Raw genomic sequence first — 21,110 nt, forward strand, 5'->3', positions numbered from 1 at the left:
TTTTAAAAACTTAAAACAAATCCGACAGCGCTGTCAATTTAGATCATCTTTGCATTGTCAGCCGGTGCAGGGGAGGTTTATTTCAGCAGGCTCTCTAAATAATTCACCTGCGCTTCGATCTCCTCTTTGGCTTCGCAACGTTTGCATTTGGTCGCAATCTTCTTGAGGGCATTAAATTCTTTGTTCGCATTTTTGATGTCGCCTTCTTGATATTCCATCAAGCTGAGCCTGAAGTGGGCATCAAAAATCGTTCGGTTTATTTTCGTTGCGCGAGACAAAGTCTCTTTCGCCTCGGCCATTTTTCCGAGCTTCAACTGAGACATACCCTTCATATACATTTGATATCCGCGGTTTTCGCAGGTGCGCCTGTTTTTCGCCTCAGACTTTTGGAAGTCTGTCGAATTCAGCGAAACACTTGGTGCAGTCGGTGGGGCTGTGGAAACAGTTATGCCTGCTCCAGCGCCGGGACCGCCAGAAGGGTTAGGTACCGACACCGCATCCGCTGTGGTATTCGAGCGAATGGTACTTTCACGCGCGTCTTCCAATCCAGATCTGAAATTCCGCTCCACTCGCAAAGCGCAGAAGGCGTTACGGTCAAATTCAATCTCGGCGGTTTCATAATCGCCAGCCAACCAAGCCGACATGGCTGGATCAGTTTGCTTGCTTCCCGTCACAACAATTTCGTCAATGACGTCTGCTTCTTGAGCCTGAACCGTTGCCGCAAAAATAAGTCCAAGGGATATGAAAATTAGGGTTTTAAATTTCATGAGGCGCACCTTGTTTCGCGTTTGTCGGTTTCAAATTTACACAGAATTCTCAGGACACCAAATTAAAGCCTGTTAAATCCCACTAATTTTGTAAGTTAGCTTTGCAGAATTCGTCAATGAAAGACTGATGCGTGGGCATTTGATCTAAGCAAGCTTCTGTCACTTGTTTCAATTGCGCCATGCGGGCTTTTAACTCATTTTCTGGAAGAGAGTTTGCGAGCGGATGATAGGTTTTGGGTAAAATACCTTGTCCATGCATGACTGCAAACCAGCTGGTTTCTCCGAATATTTCATTGTCATGGCGATAGAGCCGCGCATTGTCCTTATACAGAGCGATCCGTGCCTTTAGGGTGTCGGGGATTTCCATATTTTTGCAATATTGCCAAAATGGTGTGTCCTCTCGCTCGGTTGCGTAATAATGCAGGATCAAGAAATCACGGACTTGCTCATACTCCAACAATGTCCGTTCATTGTAATAATCGATGTTGGACTGCGCGAAATTTTTATCGGGAAAGCTTGCCATTAGACGCGCAACCGCCGTCTGTATCAGATGAATTGAAGTCGACTCGAGCGGCTCTAAAAAACCAGCGGCTAGACCTAAAGAGATGACATTTTTGTTCCACGGTTTTTTGCGAATTCCCGTTTTAAACCTCAAGAAATTTGGGTCGGAAATCGGTGGCCCGTCGATGTCGGCATTCAGGCTTTCTAAGGCTTCATCATCGCTCATATATTCGGAGCAGTAGACATGGCCGTTGCCGACGCGTGATTGCAGAGGAATACGCCACTGCCAACCTGCAGATTTGGCCGTTGCGCGTGTGTAGGGCGAGGGCGCGCCCGTGGACTGGCTGGCGCGCGCGACGGCTCTGTCGCAGGGCAGCATCGCGCTCCAATCTTCATAGCCAGTCTTTAACGTTTGCTCAATCAACAGCCCTCTGAAGCCCGAACAGTCGATGAAGAGATCGCCCGCATATATGTCGCCATTTTCTAGCGTCACGCTTTTGACATGGCCCGTTTCAGGGTCTTGTTGAACGTCCGTTATTTTGCCCTCGGTGCGCGTTACACCCCGCGCTTCAGAAAATTCTCGCATAAATTTCGCATAGAGGGAGGCGTCAAACTGAAAGGCGTATGTAATTGATTTTAGGGGGGAGTTTTTATACGACATGTCTGGGCGCTGGAATTTACCTTCCTTTGCAGCCAAGACTTGCAGGCAGTAATCATCAACGGAACTTTGGGGGTCTGTTTGCTTAAATCTGTGCCAGAAGTGATGGAATCTGAGACCTTCCATAGGAATGCCGTAGTCGCCAAAGGGGTGAATATAGCTCTCCCCCAATTTGCCCCAGTTAACGAATTCAATGCCAAGCTTGAAGGTAGCGTTCGTCTTTTTTACAAAATCGTTTTCGTCTAAACCAAGTAGGCGATTGTAATAATTGATATGTGGAATCGTGGCTTCGCCGACACCTACGGTACCAATCGCCTCTGATTCAATCAGGCGAATGTTGATGTCTTTGTCGTTGACGAGTCTGGATAAACCCGCCGCAACCATCCAGCCTGCGGTACCGCCACCCACGATGACGATATCTTTGATTTTTAGGTCTGACATTTAAACGGCCGCGCCATAGTTTTTGAGGAAGTCTTCATGCGTTGGCATTTGGGCAACGGTTTTGGCCATTGCAGTGCGCATGGAATCTAAGCTGTGGTTGACCTGCGCCGCAGGTAAGGATGCGACGATCGGATCGGTCGTCTTCGGATAGAGATTTTGTCCTATTCCAACCGCGATCCAGCTAGGTTTAGAGAATAGCTCCCCATCATAGCGAAAGACGCGACCCGCCTCTTTGAACAAATCAATTTTTCGCTGCAGGCTGTCGGGAATGCTCATGTTTCGGCAGTAGTTCCAAAATGGGCTGTCGTCGCGGTCCGTGGCGACATAATGCAAGATCAGAAAGTCCCGCACTTGGTTGAACTCGGTCTCCATTTGCAAATTATACTCGTCGCGAATGATATCTGAGACATCTGCTGTCGGGAACAGCGAGATGAACCGACTAATTCCGACCTGAATCAGATAAAGAGAAGTCGACTCCAAGGGCTCCAAGAATCCAGCAGACAAGCCGACCGCGATACAATTTTTGTTCCAAAGCGTTTTTCGATGACCTGTTTTAAACCTGATTTTACGCGGTTCACCTTTCATTGGGCTGTCCAAGCCCGCGAGTAGGATATCAACCGCCTCGTCGTCATTCATATATTGACTAGAGTAGATGTGACCATTGCCTGTTCTATGTTGCGTTGGGATGCGCCACTGCCAACCCGCTGTTTTTGCAGTGGATTTAGTGTAAGGTAGCAACTCGCCGACCCGTTCGCTGGCGACGGTTTGGGCGGTATCACATGGCAGCCAATGGCTCCAATCTGTGAAGGGTACACCGAGCGTTTTCTCTGTTAAAAGGGCGCGGAAACCTGTGCAATCAAAGAAAAAGTCTCCTTCAATAACATCGCCATTTTCTAGCGTTAAGCCCGTAATGTGGCCAGTTTCATTGTCCTGCGCGACGGTTTCTACAAGGCCTTCAAAGCGTGTGACGCCGCGGGTTTCGGCAAAGTTGCGGAGATACTTCGCGTAAAGCGTCGCATCAATATGATAGGCGTAACGCAAGTGCGAGAGGACTGACCGAGGATTGCGGTCTGGCAAAGCGAACTTATTTTGCGCGGCAGCGACGCCGCAAATGCTGTAATTCTCCAAAGGAAAGGGCTGTCCACTTTTTTTCGCGTGCAGCCAATATTGGTGAAAATCTATCCCCTGCATATCCACGCCATGACTTCCGAAAGGATGGAAATAGGTCTCGCCTTTTTGACCCCAGTCAATGAACTCAATACCGAGTTTAAACGTGCCATTGGTGGCTTTCAAAAATTCCGCTTCATTGATCCCAAGCATTGCGTTGAAATTTAACATGTCGGGAATGGTGGCCTCGCCGACGCCGACGGTCCCGATTTTGTCTGACTCAATCAATGTAACACGCGCAGATCCTTTCGGAAGCATCGTTGAGAGCGCCGCGGCCGTCATCCAGCCTGCGGAGCCGCCCCCTACAATCACAATGTTTTTCAATCTCTTCTGCTGTGGTTCAGCCATGTTTTTCTTTCAGATATCGAAGAAGCCCAGACATATATATATGATGGGGCGGCATTTTCGATGTCACCATATCTATCGCCCCCGACATTTGTTGGAGCTTGTTTTTAAGTTGTCCCTCGGACACCCGATCCGCAAGCGGATCATATCGAGAAGGCACGCGCCCCATCCCAATATGTAACTGGGTCCAATCTTCTTGGCTGAAGGGCTCATAGTCATATTGAACCATCACCCCGCGCGTTTTGAATTGTTCGATCTTAGCAAGCAGTTTGTCGGGCAATGGATGTGCCGCGGCCGCCTGATGATAGGCCGAATCCTCTAATGGTTGGGATGTGAAAAAAGCCGCGTGGAACAGCGCGGCGTGGCTGTAATCATCTGTGAATCGGCGATTATATTCTCGGGCTTCAACTTTCATATCGGCCGAGACGGGAATTAATTCCACTAAGCGGTCTAAATCGCGTTGCAAAAGCATCATTGGGGCTGGAGTGAGGGGCTCAAGGGCTGAGGCGCCAAGCCCAAGCGTTAAACAATTTCCTGCCCAAGGTGTGTCGACAAAACCAATTGGCATTTTAACCGGTGGACCATCGAAACCCGCGTGATCCGCCAATGCGGCCGGCTCTGAATCAGGTTCATAAATTGTAAGGCGGTGCAAGCCAGTCTGAAGAGGCGTTTCCGATTTCCAGCCATAGTGTTTGGCTGTCAGACTTCTGCATACATCGCCCAAGTTGGTTGAGGGCGTGACGCTGGAAACGGCCATTAAGTGGCGATTGGATGGATATTTCGCATCCGCGTGTTTCAGTTTGGATGTCGGGCCTAGGCAATCTACGAAAAACTCTGCGGTGATGAGCTTGCCGTCGCTTAGGGTTACTGACTTAATCTGGTTCCCGTCTCGTTCAACTGAAACGACATCAGCGCTCACACGGGAAACGCGTGTCTGTTTGAGTGTCTCAGAAAGCAAATCACGCCAGGCGGACGGCATGAACTGATAACCGTATTCCATATCTGCTAAAGGCGTTTTTTGTCCCTCTGGTGGATGCGCGAAAACGCCTTTATTGGCGGCCTGCACGGAGATTATATGGGCATCAAGATCCGACATTTCCGGCGATGCGTTCCGCAGGCGGGTTAGGTAATGGTGGAAGGGCACGCCATTGAAAATGGGAAGGGGACGATGAAAGCTCTGCGTCCAATTTCTCCGCTCCGCACCCCAGTTAACATAACGAGTTCCAAGTGAGAACGCGGTGTTGGTTTGGGGGAGAAGGACGGGTTCTGTAATTCCAATGTTGAGTAAGAAATCATAGCTACTCGGAGAGGTGACTGTGCCGTAGAATATGTCTTCGCCGCTGGGTGTCGGGGACTCCACAAAAACGACTTCGATATTTTGGGGCAGGTCTTGGACGAGTTTCGCCACGCACATCTGTCCCGCAAGACCATTCCCAAAAACGGCGATCTTCCGAAGCTCATGCGCTGGGTTATGCGGTTCCAGTGCCATGTGTCAGAATTGCGCTGGCGCGGAAGGGACTGTGAGAGGTTCAAACGCTGCCTTAGCTCCATATTGATCTAAATACGCCCCGTGGTCCGGCGTATTTGCGACAGCGGCATGGCTGTCGTGTCTAATCTTTTCTGTTTTACGCAGAACATCTTCATAGGAGAGCGTGTTAGCGCGACGATCATAGGCGCTCGGTATCAAATTCTGGCCAGCCATGACCGCAACCCAGCTCGGCGGTAGAAATACACCTTGTTCATAACGCAACAGATAGCCTCGCGCGTTCCAAGCCTCAATCTTCTCCTGAAGGCTTTCAGGCAGCGTCATGTTTCGGAAATATCGCCACATCTCGCTATCATCACGTTGTGTCGCGACATAATGTAGAAGTAGGAAATCGCGGACACGGTCAAAGTTGAGATCCATACGGCGGTTATATTCTACCGCGTCAGACCCTTCGAAATTTGCATCGGGGAACAATTCAATTAACGCCGTGATGCCTTCTTGGATGAGATGAATAGATGTTGATTCAAGCGGTTCTAGGAACCCGCCCGACAATCCTATGGCAACGACATTCTTATTCCAGAGTTTTCGGCGTTTTCCCGTTTTAAAATAAAGCTGCTTTGGGTCCGCAAGGGCGGGCCCTTCGAGCGTACTCATCAGCTGGTGGGTGGCTTCGTCATCTGAAATGAACTCATTCCAATACACATGGCCATTGCCCGTGCGATGTTGCAGTGGAATACGCCACTGCCATCCTGCGGGTCTAGCTGTTGCGCGAGTGTAGGGTAAGCTGGGTCCTGCGGCTTCACAGGGAACAGCAACGGCGCGGTTGCATGGCAGCCATTGGCTCCAGTCATCATATCCGGTCTTTAATTGTTGTTCTATCAAAACACCGCGAAAACCAGAGCAGTCAATAAAAAGGTCGGCCTCAATCTGCGTGCCGTTTTCGAGTTCGATGGATTTCACGAAGCCCGTTTCAGGGTATAAGGCGGCGTCAACGACCTTACCTTCTGTTCGGACAACGCCGTTATCTTCGCAATATGAACGCAAAAATTTTGCGTAAAGTGTTGAGTCAAATTGATAGGCATAACCGAAGTTGGACCCAATTTTCGTATTGTCCGAGCCGGGAATTTGGAACTTTCCAGATTCGGCGGCCAAGATTGGAAAAGAGTAGTCATCAAGCCTAAAGTTGTGGCCATTCTGCAACAGTCGGAGCCAAAAATGATGGAAATCGACGCCATTTATGGGCTCACCATAGTCTCCAAACGGGTGAATGTAGCTGTCGCCCAAAGCCCCCCAATCGCAAAACTCTATACCAAGTTTGAAGGTGGCGCGGGTCGCGCGCATGAAGTCGCGCTCATCTATTCCGAGTGCTTGATTGAAGAATCGGATGTGGGGCAGGGTCGCTTCCCCGACGCCCACAGTGCCAATTTGATCGGACTCGACAAGCTCTATGGAGATATCCAAGTCTTTGTATTTGTTAGATAGTCCTGCAGCTGTCATCCAGCCGCTGGTGCCTCCGCCTAAAATGCATATTTTTTGAATTTTCATAAATTATCTTAGGTAAGCGTGAGGTTGTCTGTCCCATTCAGCGTTCTGGTGCAACGCTTCTCGACGTTATTAATATTGGCTCTTCCCGTTTTTCAATGTGCCAGTGGGTCGCGTTGACTTTAGGCTTTGCATTCTTTCATTTGCCGGAGTTGACGGTTGAGGATCGTTAGTTTGTTAGATCACGTTTGACAGCGCTGTCAAACTGAGGCTAGACAACCTTAATCACAATTGGACAGCCAATAGTCCAAGCAAGACAAATTTTTGCTACTGTTTTAGTCGAGGGGAATAAATCGTGAAAACAAAATCCAGTACAGCTGTAGATAAGTTGAGTAAACTTTCACTACTTGGGACGACTGCGTTAATCGCCAGCTTCGGCATGATGCCAATGGCTTATGCTCAAGATGCAGACACCGCCGCCGTTGAAGATGGCGATGTGGTTGTTGCGACAGGCATTCGCCAATCCCTCAAAGAAGCGCGCGATCTAAAGCGCGATGCAGATACCGCGGTTGATTCGATCACAGCCTCCGACGTGGGATCATTGCCTGACCTCTCTGTTGCGGAAGCTCTGGCCCGTATCCCAGGTGTTGTTGCTCAGCGTTTTGACATCACCAGCGGCAACGGCGGCGATTTTCCATCTCCAGAAGGTGGCGGTAACTTGATCCGTGGCCTGACTTTGGTCAGCTCGCAATTCAACGGTCGTGAGTCCTTTTCTGCCAATGGCGGCCGGGCTTTGGACTTCGGTACGGTTCCACCTGAGCTCATCGGTGCTGTTGACGTCTTTAAAAACACAACAGCGGATATGCTCGAAGGCGGTATCGGCGGTACGATCAACCTTCGCACGCTAGAACCGTTTGATAAGCAAGGCCTTGTTGCTGTTATCAATGCTGACGCGACCTACACCGACCTCCGCGACGAGTGGAGCCCAGAGTATAGCATTCTTTTGGGTAACCGTTGGGAAACAGGCGCTGGTGAATTCGGCATTTTGGGTTCATTCGCTTCATCTGAATTGAAATCTGAACTTCACGGCTTCCAAATTGGTCAAGTTATTCCTTTCGCGACACCGACAGGAACGATTGGTCTGCCAAGTGGTGTGCAGCTTCGGACGAACGAAGTCGATCGCGCCCGTGACAGCTATTATATCGCGGGTCAGTGGCAAAATCCGTCGGGCGACCTTCGTCTGACAGCTAAATATTCCCGTATCGAAAATGACACGGATAGCGATGAACGTACGTTGGAATTCTTCAGCGATGGCGAAATGTGGCAGCAATTCGACATTCAAGGTTTGACGACGACACCATTTGAATCGACAGGCCTTGCGCAATGTAACGGTTCTAATGACCCAACACCTGCTAACCCAACTTGTGAAGTCACTCAGCCTGTTTCTGGCCTTTATGAATCCGGTTTGATTTCAAACAGTCTTCGCGACTGGACAGGGGCCCGCGGTGCGAACTTCTCTAACTTGGGTATTCATCAACAAGACAAATCTACAACAGATGACATGAGCTTGAACATCAAGTGGCGTCCATCCGATCGTCTCTTTGTCAACCTTGACGCCCACCGCACGACAGCTGAGTTTTCCACTCAGCGTCTTTGGAATGGTTCGCGTTTCTTCTCTGATTTCGAGCTAGACGCTGACATTGATAACCCAGGGCTTCGCTTGATTACTGATCCAACGAACAACCCGAACCGCCGTCCAGCTGGTCTTCCAGCAGTGTCTGGTGACCTATCCAACCCAGATAGCGCGTTCTTGCTCTTCGCGGCCGACGAATTCCGCGATAATGACGGTGAAATGTACGCCGTACGCGGTGACGTCGAATATGAATTCGACAACGACGGATGGTTCGACGCCATTAAATTTGGTGCACGATATGCAGACCGTGAGCAAACCAACCGTCAAGCCGGCCTGAACTGGGCTGCCGTCGCTGCCCCATGGGCCGGTGGTTACTTGCCATTCTCCGAGCTTAACACGCCAGGATCAGAAGCTGTTGATTTTACGGACTTCTTCCGTGGTGGGGTTGTAACGGGTGACAACACGAACGTCGTATTTGCCGATCGTGGATTGTTGCAAGACTATGACGCATTTGTTGCCGCTATGGCGAGTGATCCAAATGTGCCGAACGGCGTTTCTCAGTTTGGCACGCCACAATATGGCGATTGGGCTCCGCTTCGCACAGATGGAGTCGTCGACTTCTCACGCGGTCAGACTGGTAACGTTCGCGAGAAGACAACAAACCTTTATACGCGTCTTGATTTCGGCAAAGAATTCGACAGCGGCTTGTCTCTCGAAGGTAACGTGGGGCTACGCTACGTCCGCACGGAAAATTCCAGCGATGGTACGCTGGCATATGCCGAAATTTCTGACAATCCATCTGTAGATGAAAACGGAGTCGAAATTCCGAACTCACGCCCGTCATTCTTCTCGCCTGAAACAATCGCATTCTACAATCAGGTGGACGAAGCCTTATTTGCTAAAGGTACAGACGAGAGGTGGCTCCCGTCATTGAACCTTAAGTGGAACCTGAGCGATCAATCTCTCGTTCGTTTTGGTGTCAGTAAAGTTATCACGCGTCCGAACATCGCGGACCTAAGAGTTGACGGGACCTTGAGCGGTCAGGGTCAATTCATTCGCGACCCTGATCTCGCTGAAAACGAAACTGGCGCGCCATTGGATATTCGTTATCTGACGTCGTTCAGAAGTGGCGGTAACCCGAATCTGAAACCAACTGAGTCGGTTAACTGGGACTTGTCCTACGAGCGTTACTTCGGTGACAATAACTCCTTCTCCGTTGCCGTGTTCCGCAAAGACATCGAAAACAACATTATCGATGCTTCGCAAACACAAGGTAGCCTTTCGTTGGATGGAAACACGGTTCCAATCGTCTACACAGGTAAGTTGAACCAAGATGAGTCGACGGTTCAGGGTGTCGAAATTGCATATCAGCAGTTCTTCGATCAGTGGCCTGGTCTGCTGGGTAACCTCGGCGTTCAAGCTAACTACACTTACGTTTCTGCAAATGCGAACCCGCCAGCCGGATCCGTGGATGCGAATGGCGATGGTGCACCTGATAGTTTCGAGCGCATCTACCGTTATGGCGTCGATAACTTCTTGGGTCTGTCCGAAGACTCCGTGAACTTGATCGGTATCTATCAGGACGACAAACTCGAAATGCGTTTGGCCTATAATTGGCGCTCCGAATATTTGGGTTCCTACCGCGACTTCGTGACTGGCAACCCAATCTTCCAACAGCCAACTGGCTATCTTGACGGGTCGATCAAATACGACATCACTGAGAACTTCCAGGTGCGGGCGCAAGTCGCGAACATCACGGATGAAAAAGCGAATGCCGAGCAGCAAATCGATGCCGCCGGGCAGCGTTTTGGTCGGACAAGCTTCGTTGGCGATCGTCGGATCAAGGTTGGTGCGCGTTACGCGTTCTAATCTGGAACCATCCAAGTCTAATCTCGAAAGAGGGGCCTCAGGGTCCCTCTTTTTTTTTGCGTACTACAGAGAAGGGTCTCAGCTTCTGGCACGTAAGCGAAAATCGAAAAAGGTGGATGGAAATTTGAGCGTTAAGATCGATTCTCAAACACAACCGGGCCAATAGGAGGTCTGCCGATTGTCCGCACTGCGAAACAAAGTCTCAAGCAAAGCGTCTCTCGCGAAGCCGCGCGCAGGCGGTGGCCATCTAAATGAAGAAGAAAAATGGAGGTACCACCCGGAATCGAACCGGGGTACACGGATTTGCAATCCGGTGCGTCACCACTCCGCCATGGTACCTCACGCAGTGGAAGCAGGCCTATAATCATTCGCGCAGCTCCCCGCAATAGCTGATTGCGGTGTTCGCAGGCGAGGGCTATAGCGCCTGTAACAGCCTGCAATTTTACATTCCGCGAGTTCTGACCTGATGACTGATTTCTCTGCTGCCCGTGACGCTATGGTCGAGTCCCAAATCCGCACGTCTGATGTCACAGACCTGGCGCTTTTGGCGGCATTCCGCACGACCCCCCGCGAGTTATTTGTTCCGACAGCGCGCAAAGCTTTGTCTTATTCTGATCGCCATATCGAAACAGATGAGGGCCGTACAATGTTAGCCCCACGCGACTTGGCAAAGATGATCCAAGCCGCTGATATTCAAAACACAGATGTGGTTCTCGACCTTGGATGCGGCCGGGGGTATTCGACCGCTATTTTGGCCCAATTAGCGGAAACCGTTGTAGGCGTGGAAACTGATGAAACGGCTGTGGCGCGCGCTACAGAACTTTTGGTGGATGCGGATGTATCCAACGCCGCCGTCGTGCAGGGCGATTTGAAGTCGGGCGCCGCAGAGCATGGCCCATTCGATGTGATCTTTGTCGGCGGCGCGGTATCGGCTGTGCACCAGCCTTGGTTTAAGCAATTGGCCAATGGCGGTCGTTTGGTCTGCATCACGCAAAATGGTCCCATTGGCCGCGTCAGCGTATTCACAAAATCAGATAGCGCGGTGGGTGAACGCATCGCTTTTGATGCGAGCGCGCCATATTTGCCTGGGTTCGAGCCAAAGGCCGAATTTGTCTTCTAGCGCTTTATATACAATCTTGCATAGCGGTTGACCTGCCATCTGTGGGTCCCAGACACTGCGTTTGAACGTAGATAAAGCATTCATTTTGCTCTGACGGGAAAACGTCGTGACGTTACGTAGATTTGCCGCAACCTTTTTAATCGCCACCACTTGTTTCTCTGGCGCCGCCCAAGCCGAAGACCTGAGTGACGCGCTGATTTCTGTTTATTCCGAAAATCCTCGCCTGCTTGCGGAGCGCGCACGCTTGCGTGAAATTGACGAGAGTTATGTTCAGGCGCGGGCGCAGGGGCGTTTTTCTGTCTCTGGATCAGCCTCCGTTACGCAAGCGTGGGGGCGATTCCCCAATGCGGGTGAAATCGTCCCCGGAGCGACAGGAAGCTTGAGTATTGACGGGGTGCCCAAGCAAGCGGGCTTGCAGATCATTCAGCCTCTGTATCAAGGTGGTCGTGTTAACGCCCTGAAACAACAAACAAAACTCGGTGTTTTGGCTGCGCGCGAAAATCTTCGAGCACAGGAAAACGCCTTATTCCTCGCTGCGGCGAACGCATATGTCGATGTCCGCCGAGACGAGGAGGCGGCGCGTATTCGGCGAAACAACGTGAGTGTTTTATCTCGCCAGCTTGAAGCCGCGACAGCGCGCTTTGATGTCGGGCAGGGCACGCGTACCGATGTCGCGCAATCCCGATCTCGAATGGCTTTATCCGAGGCGGGATTGGCACAGGCTGAAGCCCAGCTGGCTAGTTCGCGCGCGACTTATGTTCGTCTTGTCGGGCGTATGCCTAACCTTTTGACGCCGCCACCGAAATTCGCGCTACCCGACGGTGTTCTCGCGGCGATTGCCGCTGCGCGCGAAAATAATCCGCAGTTGATTGGGGCCTATTTCAACGAGGCCGCTGGCCGTGCTGCGATAAATGTGGCGAAAGCATCGGGTCGTCCGACGATTTCCTTGTCTGGTAATCTCGCCCGTCAACGTGATCAGCTCTCCAATATTTCCGCAGTCGATTCGGCTGCGATCACGGCTCAGGTCACGATTCCCCTTTACTCAGGTGGTGCTAACCGGTCCCGCGTGCGACAGGCAGAACATGCGAAAACCCGACTGGCCTTTGAAACGCGTGACGCGGAGATGGCGATTGATGAATCGGTCACGCAAATCTGGGCACAACTGACAGCGGCCAGGTCGACTTTGAACGCCGTTCGACGTCAAGAAGAAGCCGCCGACATCGCGCTGGAGGGGGTCACCTTGGAGCAATCTGTTGGCACCCGTGATCAATTGGATGTTTTGAACGCAGAGCAAGAAGCGCTCAATGCGAAGCTTTCCGTCCTGGACGCCGAACGCAATGTTGATGCTGCGACGTTCAGCTTACTCTCAGTCATCGGTGTGTTCGATGCAGAAGGCATTCGTTTACCCGTCGAAACCTATGACAAAAACGCGAATCTAGACATCATTCGCTATAAGGGTTTGACCGAAGCGGTTGATACCTACGTGCCTGAGTTCGCGCAGCGTATCGGACGACAAATGCCGAATATTCCCCGCGAGGCCACCCGCGCGATCCAGAAAACCTATGCGGATAGTCCAATTGAGCAGGGCGTTGACGGCGTAGTCTCACTTTCGGCGGCAGGTACGCAAGGCTTGAAGTGGGGCGTAGACACCGTGACGGGGCAATCTGCCGATTATGATGATTTGCGAGGTGTCGATTTAACGAGCATTCAGATCGAACCTATTTCGCCGCCGTCTGTTCCACGATATGACCCCTTGATTGACGCTGATAATGACGGTCAAATCGACGAAATTCACCTGCCAACTGATTCTCCCGTGGATTGAGTCCCCGTGCGGCTGGACAAGCGGGAAGTGTTGTCTTAACGCTTATTTAAAGGATCAAACGGTCGGGGGACGGCAGGATCGGTCTTTACTATGATGTTGAGCCAGGTCGGGAACATAACGTATGTCTGAACAGACACCAAATTCGTCAGAGGACCTCAGCGGGGCAGAGCCCAGCATGGAGGACATTTTGGCCTCAATTCGCAAGATCATCTCCGAGGATGAGCCTGTTGCGATGGAATCTCCCGAAGACGCGGCTGTAGAGCCATTGATCGACGACAGCCTGAACCTCTCTCACCCGCAGCCAGATAATTTTGCGACGAGTAATTTTGCAACAGGAAATTTGAAGTCAGATGCCGTCCTAGAGGATGACGACGATTTCACCCACGCGGCTGAAGGTGACAGTGTCGATCTGAATATTGATGATGTGCTCGCGCGCTTGGATGCCGATATGGCCGCCCTAGGGGCCCCAGAAACCGTTGTTTCGAAAGCAACTGTTTCACAGACAGTCGAGACAAAAACTTCGGTCACGTCTTCGGATTTGAACGCTGATGATTTCAATCTCGATGAGCTCGGTTTTGATACGGACGAAGATATATTGTCCTTATTGGATGAGGACATTCCTTTGATAACTGACACTGAGGTGGTGGCAACGCCCGAAATGTCTGGGCAGGACGACGCAGAAATGAACGCGCTGCTGGAAGACATTCTGTCGACTCCAGATGAAGGCCTCCTTCCCGTTTCGGATGCGGTGACGGCCCAACAAAATGACACGACCTTGGCAGATTTGGATGAGCTGGTTTCTGACCTGACGCTCGACATTTCGGCAGACGCGGATCTGCCGGTCGCGCGTGCGAACATGGACTCCGTGCGGGTTGAGTCAGGTGAAGATTTGGATCTTGTCAAATCACTCATGGCAGATTTGTCCGATGACCCAGATGCATTTTCGGCCGATAACTTTTCGGCAGATGATGACCTAGACGCATTGCTGGCCATCCCTGAGGTCGAAGACATCAATATTGAAGTGCCGGCAGATGTCACAGAAGACACCGCTGAAATCGAAGCCGAGAGTGCCGCCGAAGAGGAAGATATCTTAGGCGACATTCTGGATATGACTTTAGAAGATGAGTTGCTCGCTCAGCCTGACGATATCGATTCGACCCAAGATGTGACGCGTCCGCCATCATCCGAGGACGTTGCGGCTTTAGAAGCTGAAAACGCGGAAGCAAATGAGACTCTCGGCATGGACGACATGTTGGGTGCGCTCGATTTAACGACAGATGTTGACGAAGCCGCGGGCGATGACGCCTTGCCTAGTCTTACCGATATCGCCGCTGCGGCGGAAGCCGATGCGATGGCCGCTGAAACAATTGAAATTGATTCTGCGACCTCAACAGCCTTCAACCCGCTCACCGCTATCGCTGGCGTTACAGCCGTCGGTGGTGGATTAGCCGCGTTGCGTGCTGGCGATCAAGAGGCGGACATTACTCCCGAGACAGATGTTGTCACAGCCACGACCGACCTGCCGACCACCACGCCGATTATTGAAACCCCGACCCCAATAGAAACCCCGACACCTACAGAAAAAATGTCATCCCAGGAGACTTCCATGCCCGTACACGCCGTGAAAACAGATGCCATTCTTGACGAAGTCACAGAATCCGCAGCCGCCGGCGCTTTCGCTGAACTCAGTTCCGTTGTCGAAGACAAAGCGATTTTCAACGAGCGTGGCCCGCGTATTGGAGATTTGGTTCAGGAAGCTTTACGTCCGATGTTGAAAGAATGGCTCGATGCCAATCTAAAAGGCATTGTAGAGCGCGCAGTGGCCAAAGAGGTCAAGCGCATCTCGACCGGCAAATAGGCCGGATTTGTGGGGCGCAGGCCCTGCTTCACATTGCTAACGGCGTAGTCTAGAACAACGTCAAGAAATTCACCCGTTCCCTGACTTTTGGGGGCGGGTTTTGCGTTAAATAGAGACCACCATGCTCGATAAGTCATTTGATCCCAAAGAGGCCGAAGCCCGCATCTATAAAATGTGGGAAGATAGCGGCGCGTTCAAACCGCGCGCGGCCAAGCCAACGGATACTAAAGACGACAATTATTCCATCGTGATCCCACCACCCAATGTGACGGGCAGCCTGCATATGGGTCACGCGCTGAATAATACGATCATGGATATCTTGATCCGCTTTAACCGCATGAAGGGGAAAGCGGTCCTCTGGCAGCCAGGCATGGATCACGCGGGTATCGCGACACAAATGGTGGTCGAGCGTAAACTCGCCGCTGAAGGTAAGTTCCGCAAGAATATGAGCCGCGAAGATTTTCTGAACCACGTGTGGGATTGGAAAGCCGAAAGCGGCGGCATGATCGAAAAACAGCTGCGCCGATTGGGCAGCTCTTGCGACTGGTCGCGCTCGAAATTCACGCTTGGTGCCGCGCCACATGCGGATAAGGCCGAAGTTAAAAACCAGAAGAACATGGCCGACGCGGTCACCAAAGCCTTTGTTGAAATGTATGAAGCTGGCTTGATCTATCGTGACAAACGCCTCGTAAATTGGGACCCGCATTTCCAGACCGCGATCTCTGATCTGGAAGTCGAGAATATTGAGAAGAACGGCCATTTCTGGCACTTCAAATATCCGCTGGCTGGCGGCGAGACCTATACTTATGTCGAAAAAGACGAAAACGGGAATGTGACCCTGTCGGAGGAGCGCGACTATATCTCTATCGCCACGACACGCCCGGAAACCATGCTCGGTGATGGTGCCGTGGCTGTCCATCCCGATGATGAGCGTTATGCGCCGATTGTTGGGAAGATGGTGCGTCTGCCGCTCGCAGATCGCCTTATCCCGATCATCACGGATGAATATCCTGATATGGATTTCGGGTCTGGCGCGGTGAAGATTACGGGCGCGCATGACTTCAATGATTATGAAGTCGCCAAACGCAATGACATTCCGATGTACTCCTTGATGGGGACACGCGGCGAGATGATAGAATCTGAGATTATGCCCGCAAAATATGTCGGCATGGACCGCTTTGCCGCGCGCAAAGCCGTGGTCGCCGATATTGACGCCGAAGGCCTGCTCATCCGCGTCGAAGATAAGAAAATCATGCAGCCTTATGGCGACCGCTCGGGCGTGGTCATTGAGCCTATGTTGACGGATCAATGGTTTGTCGATGCAGAGAAAATGGCGGAAGATGCCATGGCCAAGGTCAATGACGGCTCGACCAAATTCGTGCCTGAAAACTGGAAGAAGACCTATGATCACTGGATGGAGAACATCCAGCCCTGGTGTGTCTCTCGCCAGCTGTGGTGGGGACATCAGATTCCAGCATGGTATGGTCCAGCGGTTGACCCAGAAACTAAGGAAATTGACTGGGAGAATCCAAGGGCAAAGTATTTTGTAGCGGATAATGAAGCTAACATGCTGGGTGAAGCTGCCCTCTATTATTCAGCAGCTGAAAACGACCTTACATTTGATGTCGTTGAAGATGATTGTGACTTTAGTTTAGTGGCGCAAGAGCGACGCTTTGATAATATGGTTCCGTTACAACGCGACGCCGACGTCCTAGACACATGGTTTTCTTCGGGCCTTTGGCCGTTCTCCACGCTCGGTTGGCCCGATAGCACCGAAGAGCTGGCGCGCTTCTACCCGACCTCTGTTCTAGTTACCGCCTTTGACATTATCTTCTTCTGGGTGGCGCGGATGATGATGCAGGGTTTGCATTTCATGAAAGACGAAAACGGCGAGGGCGTTGTGCCGTTCGACGACGTCTATATTCATGCGCTGGTCCTGGATGAAGCGGGCAAGAAAATGTCCAAATCCATCGGCAATACGCTCGACCCGCTCGACCTGATTGACGGCGTTTCTGCAGATACACTCGTTGAGAAACGCACACGCGGATTGAAGAATCCAGACAAAGCCCCGCAAATCGCCAAGGCGACACGCAAAGCTTATCCCGATGGGTTCGAACCTTACGGTGCCGACGCGCTGCGCTTTACCCTCGCGAGCCAAGCGGGGCAGGGACGCAATATCCGCCTTTCTGTTGACCGTATCGCGGGCTATCGTAATTTCGGGACAAAGCTCTGGTCTGCGGCCAGCTTTGGTCAAATGAATGGTTGCACCCCCGTCGCAGGGTTCGATCCGTCCTCGGCAACATTACCTGTCAATAAATGGATCATTTCCGAAACGGCCAAAACTGCGATGGAAATTTCGCGCTGTATCGACACTTATCGGTTCAACGATGCGGCAGACGCGGCCTATAAATTCACATGGGACACATTCTGTGCGTGGTATTTGGAACTGTCCAAGCCGCTGCTCTCTGGCGAAGACGGAACCGACAAAGACGAGACACGCGCGACATTCGCTTGGGTGCTCGATCAAATCCTGAAACTGCTTCACCCGTTCATGCCGTTCATCACCGAAGACCTCTGGGCGAAAATTGGAAAAGGACGCGACACGCATCTTATCACAGCCCAATGGCCAACTTACGGCGAAGAGCTGATCGACGTAGACGCCGTTGCGGAATTGGAGTGGTTACAAACGCTGATCACCAACATTCGTTCGGTGCGCGCGGATATGAATATCCCACCGTCAAAGAAAGCGCCTCTGCTGCTTTGCGGCGATACGCTTGACCCACGTCTCGAAACTTATGCGCCGCAGCTCTCGCCAATGGCGCGTGTGGAGCATGTTGAGCTGGCGGCGGCAGTGCCAGAAAATGCGCTGCAAACCGTTGTCGACGGCGTGCAATATGCCATCCCTCTGGCAGGCCTTATCGACATGGATGCCGAGCGCAAACGTCTCGCGAAGGAAATCGAAAAAGCCCAGTCTGAGATTGAGAAGATCGACCGTAAATTGGGCAATGAAGCCTTTGTCGCCAAAGCCCCCGAAAAGGTCGTCACCTTGCAAAAGGAACGCCGCGCGGGCTATGCCGCAGAGGTCGAGACCCTACAGGCGGCGCTTGACGGCTTAGGATAAATCCATCGCAGGGGCGCAAACCATGCATCAATTCAACGAGCATCATGCCGAGTTCAAAGGCTTTTCGGCCTTTTACAATGCCGAGATTTTACCCGGTCTGGAGCGTGATGAATCTGCGCGGCTAGAGGTCATGGAAAAGATCAAAAAGCTGGCCCCCTTAGTTGTGGTGGCGACGCTTATCGGCCTTGCGATTGCCGTATATTTTCGTGCGCCATTCATGGTCTATGCGCTCATAACGGGGGTTGGCGTGATGGCGGGCTATGGCGGCGCGCATTATCTGATGACGGATATTAAATCGGGTACGAAGGATAATATCGTCGGCGGCGTCTGCCGCTTCTTGGGATGGACGTTCGCAGAAAAAATCGAACAACCAGCGAATTTTGAAACCTTCGAATTAATCGGCTTGATCACGAAAAACCATACGCGATCCAGTTTTGAAGATATGATGGCAGGCGAAGCCCATGGCGCAGATTTTCAATTTTATGAAGCGCATCTAGAACGACGTGAAGGGTCTGGAAAAAACAGAAAATGGGTGACGAAGTTCCGAGGTCAGCTTCTGGCTCTGAAATTTGACCAAGACTTCCTTGGCAAGACAGTCGTTCTTCGGGATGGCGGTTGGCTGCAAAGTAAGCAGAAAGGCGACATGAAGCGCGTCGGTCTTGTTGATCCTGTTTTTGAAAAGATTTTCGAAGCCTATGGTACAGACCAAGTCGAAGCGCGCTACCTTCTCACGCCAACATTCATGCAACGCTTGGTCGACTTAGAAACCTCCGTTAATGGATCGAAAATACGGTTTGGCTTTATCGGCGGGCAGCTTTTGATCGCGGTTGAAACGGCGAACCGATATGAGCCGGGCTCCATGTTCAAGCCCCTAGTTGAGACAGGCCGTACGCAGAAAATTCTTGATGAAATTGGCGCAATTTACGACGTGATCGACGGCGTAATGAAACCTGCGTCACGTTAGTTCAAAAATACGGCCGTGTTCTAAGTCACAATCGTCGCGCCCGGCGCGTCCAAACCTTCGTATTGCCAATAAGCCCGAACAATAGAGATGAGGGTTTTTTCTTCGATGTGGAATTCCGCATCTGACACGCTGATTTTCGCGAGCACATCAACGACGGCTTGCTTGTTGGGCCACTCGGCGAGGCTAAGGATAAGGTGAGTGAGTGCAACGTCCTTGGCTTGGGTGGACCAAGTCTTGTTCAATTCTAATTTATATCCTTCAAACCACGCTCGAATTTGATCCGCCGAAAGGACCGCCCCAGATTGGTCGGCCAACCCTAATTCTTGAACGCCGCTTACAAAGGCGATGAGTTCTGATTTATGGATATGCCCGTCGGCCAAGATCACTTGGGAGAGCAGACGCATCATATTGTCGGTGTCGGCTGAAATAATCATGAACTTAAAATAGCAGAATGGTGGGATATAGGCAGTAGAAAATCTGTATTTGGAAAATAAAATCTATTCACCTCGCTCAATTCCGTTATCCGGATAATTCAAATCCCTCTGGTATGGGATAGGCGGGGTGTTCAACGGGTCTTTCACTGTAAACAGACGGGATAGGGGGTTCGGGGCAAGCCAAAATCTCTCTGAACAGCTCTAATGCCTCTTCATGCGTTACAACGGGATAATCGATTTCCCAGTTTTTCGGCCGATCGGCGGGATTGGCACGCGCAAGCACCGCGCCCATCAGCGCCAACCTTAAATCAGCCCAATGTTTTGACTGTGCCCCGCCACGGATAATGGCGTCATAAGGACGATACTCGACATAAATTGTTCGTCGGGCACCGGGTGAATGTTTTGGCTGTGAGCCATGTAGGATCATCATATCCTGTACCAGAATATCTCCGGCTTGGGCCGATTGCTCGATCACGCCAGGTATATCCCACCCATGGGATTGCGTTAGTCCCGAAATGTCTTCCAATCCGTGCTGCGTCCTTGGAACATAGCGCAGACATCCATCCCCCTCTGGCGCATCATCTAAATAGATTCCGACATTCAGGTAAGGGGCCGATCGATCATGGGGCGCACCTTGATGCCAAGCGATCAGGGAATGCGGATGTTGATATTTGAACAGGATGTCGGCTTGCATCGGAACGGCCAGTGGTCCGCATATATCCCGTGCAACCGCAAGCAACGCGGGCGTCGCCAGTAGGTCAAGCAGTGCCTCTGGATCTGTATGAAAAACATTGTCGTAACGCAGTAGTCGCGCGGGGGCGTTTTCGATTTCGACGACGCAGGCGCCTGCCATAGGCTCGCCTTGCTCAAAACATTTAATGGCCTCTGCCTCGCGAACGGCGGCGATATCTTGCCAGCGCTGCAACGTCGACTTTGGGATAGCGTCAGAAAGTAAGGCGTAGCCCTCCGTGGCAAATTGAGTTTGCAGTTCGGGTGTTACGAATGGGTCGGTCATCACGTTTTTACAATCCGCAAAGTCAATATTGGTGTCGTTTCACAATCGATCATACGCATCCTTTTAGGTAAAACCCAGACTGTATAAAGCCGTTTTGGCGAAAGCGTCCTTGATTTGGGGCGAACTCGGGTAAACAAGATTTAAATAATTCCTGTAGTCTAGAAGGTATTACGAAGATTTTCGAAGAGAATGATCCCCGCTTAAAAAACCCGTGGTAACTTATACGGGTTCTTTCGGACATGGGACAGGCGGGGCCTCGCTTGCTGGTTTGGGGGACGGTGGGGTTGAGCGTCTGTGTGTGAGAGCGTAGAGTGAGCCGGACCTTTAGGAGTGAGAGCCGACCCGTCAGTCCAAGTGTCTGAACTCGGGGGTTTATGACTGGCCGCTTCTTCAAAAACCATTGCCGCGTGGCGAGTTGGCATGACAA

Annotated in this window: 13 protein-coding genes and 1 tRNA gene; 6 read left to right on the top strand and 8 right to left on the bottom strand. The window is 51.5% G+C overall.

From position 1 onward, the window contains the following. Positions 1-77: 77 nt before the first annotated feature. The 5 genes from IE073_RS01260 to IE073_RS01280 form a co-directional block, all read right to left on the bottom strand. Positions 78-767, bottom strand: coding sequence for a hypothetical protein (locus tag IE073_RS01260; protein ID WP_189580260.1), 690 nt, complete (start codon positions 765-767; stop codon positions 78-80). Between the two features lie 82 nt (positions 768-849). Then, a complete protein-coding gene (locus tag IE073_RS01265) occupies positions 850-2,367 on the bottom strand; it encodes a tryptophan halogenase family protein (protein WP_189580261.1) in 1,518 nt (505 codons plus the stop codon). Continuing rightward, a complete protein-coding gene (locus IE073_RS01270; RefSeq protein ID WP_189580265.1) occupies positions 2,368-3,882 on the bottom strand; it encodes a tryptophan halogenase family protein in 1,515 nt (504 codons plus the stop codon). Next, positions 3,875-5,368 carry a tryptophan 7-halogenase gene (locus tag IE073_RS01275; protein ID WP_189580270.1) on the bottom strand — a complete coding sequence of 498 codons (1,494 nt, stop codon included), beginning with the start codon at positions 5,366-5,368 and terminating at the stop codon, positions 3,875-3,877. Before IE073_RS01275 ends, IE073_RS01270 begins: the two co-directional genes overlap by 8 nt. Positions 5,369-5,371: 3 nt before the next feature. Beyond that, a complete protein-coding gene (locus IE073_RS01280) occupies positions 5,372-6,910 on the bottom strand; it encodes a tryptophan halogenase family protein (protein WP_189580273.1) in 1,539 nt (512 codons plus the stop codon). 292 nt (positions 6,911-7,202) lie between these two features. On the opposite strand from IE073_RS01280, the gene IE073_RS01285 reads away from it, so the two are divergent. After that, entirely contained in the window at positions 7,203-10,349 is a 3,147-nt protein-coding gene (locus IE073_RS01285; RefSeq protein WP_189580276.1) for a TonB-dependent receptor, read from the top strand. A gap of 265 nt (positions 10,350-10,614) precedes the next feature. On the opposite strand, the gene IE073_RS01290 is transcribed toward IE073_RS01285, so the two are convergent. Further along, positions 10,615-10,688, bottom strand: a tRNA-Cys gene (locus IE073_RS01290). A gap of 127 nt (positions 10,689-10,815) precedes the next feature. Between IE073_RS01290 and IE073_RS01295 the strand changes: the two genes are divergently transcribed. The 5 genes from IE073_RS01295 to IE073_RS01315 all read left to right on the top strand — a co-directional run bounded on the left by IE073_RS01295 (position 10,816) and on the right by IE073_RS01315 (position 19,234). After that, positions 10,816-11,469 (top strand): protein-L-isoaspartate O-methyltransferase family protein, encoded by a 654-nt coding sequence (locus IE073_RS01295; protein WP_189580279.1) that lies wholly within the window; start codon positions 10,816-10,818, stop codon positions 11,467-11,469. A 106-nt stretch (positions 11,470-11,575) separates the two neighbouring features. Continuing rightward, a complete protein-coding gene (locus tag IE073_RS01300; protein WP_189580282.1) occupies positions 11,576-13,291 on the top strand; it encodes a TolC family outer membrane protein in 1,716 nt (571 codons plus the stop codon). Between the two features lie 121 nt (positions 13,292-13,412). Beyond that, the gene (locus IE073_RS01305) at positions 13,413-15,149 is read left to right on the top strand and encodes a DUF2497 domain-containing protein (protein ID WP_189580287.1); all 1,737 of its coding nucleotides are present in this window, start codon (positions 13,413-13,415) and stop codon (positions 15,147-15,149) included. A gap of 121 nt (positions 15,150-15,270) precedes the next feature. After that, positions 15,271-18,270: a valine--tRNA ligase gene (locus tag IE073_RS01310; RefSeq protein WP_189580290.1), complete on the top strand. Its 3,000-nt coding sequence runs from the start codon at positions 15,271-15,273 to the stop codon at positions 18,268-18,270. A gap of 22 nt (positions 18,271-18,292) precedes the next feature. After that, complete coding sequence (locus tag IE073_RS01315) at positions 18,293-19,234, top strand: DUF3137 domain-containing protein (RefSeq protein WP_189580294.1); 942 nt, start codon at positions 18,293-18,295, stop codon at positions 19,232-19,234. Positions 19,235-19,254: 20 nt separating this feature from the next. Here the strand turns inward: IE073_RS01315 and IE073_RS01320 are convergent, their stop codons facing one another. Both IE073_RS01320 and IE073_RS01325 read right to left on the bottom strand, forming a co-directional pair. Further along, the gene (locus IE073_RS01320; protein ID WP_189580297.1) at positions 19,255-19,668 is read right to left on the bottom strand and encodes a tellurite resistance TerB family protein; all 414 of its coding nucleotides are present in this window, start codon (positions 19,666-19,668) and stop codon (positions 19,255-19,257) included. Positions 19,669-19,753: 85 nt separating this feature from the next. Next, on the bottom strand, positions 19,754-20,683 hold the full coding sequence (locus tag IE073_RS01325) for a phytanoyl-CoA dioxygenase family protein (RefSeq protein ID WP_189580300.1): 930 nt from the start codon (positions 20,681-20,683) through the stop codon (positions 19,754-19,756). Positions 20,684-21,110: the final 427 nt, after the last annotated feature.

This window comes from Litorimonas cladophorae (assembly GCF_014652455.1).
GTDB lineage: Bacteria > Pseudomonadota > Alphaproteobacteria > Caulobacterales > Maricaulaceae > Litorimonas > Litorimonas cladophorae.

Excerpts from the sequence above, each read along its gene's own strand:
- IE073_RS01260 (WP_189580260.1), bottom strand. The coding sequence starts at position 767 with ATGAAATTTAAAACCCTAATTTTCATATCCCTTGGACTTATTTTTGCG.
- IE073_RS01265 (WP_189580261.1), bottom strand. The coding sequence starts at position 2,367 with ATGTCAGACCTAAAAATCAAAGATATCGTCATCGTGGGTGGCGGTACC.
- IE073_RS01270 (WP_189580265.1), bottom strand. The coding sequence starts at position 3,882 with ATGGCTGAACCACAGCAGAAGAGATTGAAAAACATTGTGATTGTAGGG.
- IE073_RS01275 (WP_189580270.1), bottom strand. The coding sequence starts at position 5,368 with ATGGCACTGGAACCGCATAACCCAGCGCATGAGCTTCGGAAGATCGCC.
- IE073_RS01280 (WP_189580273.1), bottom strand. The coding sequence starts at position 6,910 with ATGAAAATTCAAAAAATATGCATTTTAGGCGGAGGCACCAGCGGCTGG.
- IE073_RS01295 (WP_189580279.1), top strand. The coding sequence starts at position 10,816 with ATGACTGATTTCTCTGCTGCCCGTGACGCTATGGTCGAGTCCCAAATC.
- IE073_RS01305 (WP_189580287.1), top strand. The coding sequence starts at position 13,413 with ATGTCTGAACAGACACCAAATTCGTCAGAGGACCTCAGCGGGGCAGAG.
- IE073_RS01310 (WP_189580290.1), top strand. The coding sequence starts at position 15,271 with ATGCTCGATAAGTCATTTGATCCCAAAGAGGCCGAAGCCCGCATCTAT.
- IE073_RS01315 (WP_189580294.1), top strand. The coding sequence starts at position 18,293 with ATGCATCAATTCAACGAGCATCATGCCGAGTTCAAAGGCTTTTCGGCC.
- IE073_RS01320 (WP_189580297.1), bottom strand. The coding sequence starts at position 19,668 with ATGATTATTTCAGCCGACACCGACAATATGATGCGTCTGCTCTCCCAA.
- IE073_RS01325 (WP_189580300.1), bottom strand. The coding sequence starts at position 20,683 with ATGACCGACCCATTCGTAACACCCGAACTGCAAACTCAATTTGCCACG.